We start from the raw sequence: 2,747 nt of genomic DNA, 5'->3' as shown, positions 1-2,747 counted from the left end.
CCCCGCGCGAAATACTCCTTCTGCTTGTTCCCGCCCGAGGCCGCGATGCGGTAGATCTCGCCCAAGGTCGGACGCTTGCGCTGGAACGCCAGCAGGCCTGCTGCCACAAAGAGATCAATCCCGCCTTTGAGGAGGCCCTGCACCCGGTCGTTGTCACTCTGCAGGAAGAGCGTCGCGAGAAGCTGCAATTCCATCTGCTGGCGCGCGGGATCTTTCAGTTGATAGATGCGCAGGAGCGGGTTGTAGCGATGCGTGCGCTTGCCCTCCCAATCGGTGGGGGCAAAGCGATAGACCTTGTCGCCTTGGGCTGCGCGGTGCCGGGCCGTGGCCTCGAAACACTCGCCCTTCACATCGAGAGTCACGGCGGATCCCTGCCAGGTCAGCAGGTTCGGAATGACAAAGCCCGTGGTCTTGCCGCGGCCCGTGGGCGCCACGATCAGCGCATGCGGGAAGACCTTGGAGCAAATGTATTTTGCGCGGGAGCCGGGCGTCCCAAGCTTGCCGAGGATGAACCCAGTCCCAGGCGCCCCGAAAAACCCGTTGGCCTTCATCTCGCGCGCGGTCTGCCAATGGGTCTGTCCAAAGCGTGTGAGGGCCGATCCCGAAAGAGCAAGGCTCAGCATCATGCCAGCGGCGGCAAAGCTGCCGACGATCAGGTGGATGAGCTGGGCATCTTCGGGGCGGCGATCGCGGATCGCCAGATAGTTCTGCGCGATATAGGCAAAGTCGATCTCGGCCCCGAAGCCGAGATCCTGGTAGGTCAGCACCGCCGAGGCGATGGTATAGCCCATGGCGGCGGTCACCAGCGTCACCAACAGGACGCCTGTGGCGATACGCGCTTTTCCCATGGCGGCGCTCAATGGACCTGGCCTCGCTCGGTCTCGCCATCCACGTCTGTCGCGCGGTGTTTTTCATATTCGGTGTCAGCAAGATCGTCGACCACCTGGCGCAAGGCCTCCGTGTTGGCCGTCGCGGCATCGGATTGCAGGTAGACCTTGGCGACATAGAGCCGGTCAAGCCGGTCCTCGAGAACCTTTTCCAGCGCATCGGCATCGCCGGATCTGAGCCGGCCCAATTGGCGGTCATCCAGCACCCGCGCGATCTCGTCGCGGAAAGCGTCCCGCTCCGCCTCGGTCTCGAAGGGTGCGGTCAACTCCCCCGCCCGCTCATGGTCCAGGACACGGGCAATCTCGTCTGCAAGGCGGTCGGTACGGTCATCAGACCGCATCGCCGTTTCATCGCGGGTTGAGAGGATGTCGTCACGCGTGCCAGACCCGAGCCCGTCGCGCATCTCGGTTTCGCGGCGGACCTGATTGATGACCTCCGTGTCCCGTATCTCCACGACGGCCGCATAGGTCGCGCCGAGACCACGGGCGAGGTGGGAGGGCATGTCCGGATTGCGCGCGCGCAAGTCATCTGCGACAGCATCTGCAACAGGCGTGCGGAGGTCGCGCCCCTCCATGATCCGGTCGACCTCACGGGTGATCTCGCTGGCGCGGGCCGCATCGGTGATAGTCTCCCTGTAGGGCTCGGACCGGTCGATCACATCGCCCGGGCGGGCGAGCAGGTCCGGATGTGCCTCGAGATACGCCCGCTGCTCTGTTTCGATCCGGCGCTCCGCCCGCGAGACAACCTCCCAATCCCGGTCCTCGATCTGCTGCGTCGTCAGGCCGTCTACGCGCATCTCCTGACGGATTGTCCCTTCCATCTCCCGCACTGCACCCTCGTGATAGTGGAACCGCTCGCTGACCGCTTCCTCCTCCATAACACCATCCCGGCGCAGCACGTTCTCCTGCTCCAAGAGCGTGCCAAGTTCGACGTGCACATCGTTGAGAATGTCGCGCGCCTGTTCCAGATCGGCGCGGCGTTCAAGGTTCAGATCCCGCGCCTCCGCCACGCGTGTTAGATCATCGGCGATCCATTGATGTTCGAGCGCGGCACTCGAGGCCCTGGTTTCGATCCGGGCCACCACTTCCGATGTGCTGATCCCGGTGCCGCGCAGGGCGGTGTCTATGCGCGACCGCAAGTCCGGCTCGGCAAGACGTTCTAGCTGTTTGGTGTCGATATTGGCCTCGGAATAGATCCCGCCCTCCGAGGGGGTCTCTGACAGCGTGGATGTTCGCAAACCGAGAGGCTGCATGTGCTGGACCTGCGCCTGGATGGCGGTGAGGCTTTTCTCCAGCGCGGGCCGCTCGGCATCAGGTTTCTCGGCGATCATGCCCTGCACCCGCGCGAGCTTCTCCGCATAGAGGCTTCTCAGATCCTCGAAACTTTGATCCTCGGCCATATACACATCTCCTGTTCGGTCCACCTGCCCGCCATGCGCCAGCACCTCGCCCGCGCGGAAGAGGGCCGCGGCAATATCCTCGCGGGCCTCACGGGAGGCCTCCGCAGCAAGCGAATGGTAGACGGTTCTGGTGTTGGCGATCTCCGCCAGCGTCCGGGTCAAGTCCTGCCCAACACGTTCGCGCTCACGTGGCGCGCGGCCCTCTTCTTTCGCGGCATAAACCTCGCTGGTTCGGGCCGGGTAATGCACAACCCCACGATCCACCCGCCGCGTGGCCTCCAGGCGCACACCATACTTCTCCGCCTCCTCGACCATGGCAAGGCGGAAATCGTCATAGTTGAAGCGATGGTTGCGCCCGAGGAAAAAGAACTCGCCTTCCTGCGAGCGGCGGTTCAGCACCAGATGCGCATGCGGGTGATCGCGGTCCTCATGCACCGCGATGATGTAGTCGAAATGCCCC

2 protein-coding genes are annotated in these 2,747 nt (G+C 63.9%); both read right to left on the bottom strand.

Annotated features, from left to right (window positions below; translation table 11 throughout):
* Window positions 1-848, bottom strand: an 848-nt coding sequence (locus C7964_RS19640) for a type IV secretory system conjugative DNA transfer family protein (RefSeq protein ID WP_181417267.1), incomplete at its 3' end; no start/stop codon positions are given.
* An 8-nt stretch (window positions 849-856) separates the two neighbouring features.
* Window positions 857-2,747, bottom strand: a 1,891-nt coding sequence (locus tag C7964_RS19635; protein WP_110281238.1) for a relaxase/mobilization nuclease domain-containing protein, incomplete at its 5' end; no start/stop codon positions are given.

This window comes from Loktanella sp. PT4BL (assembly GCF_003201935.1).
In the GTDB taxonomy this organism is placed as follows: domain Bacteria; phylum Pseudomonadota; class Alphaproteobacteria; order Rhodobacterales; family Rhodobacteraceae; genus Yoonia.
The sequence above is the reverse complement of the archived record's forward strand: the minus strand, read 5'-3'. Positions and strand labels throughout refer to the sequence as shown.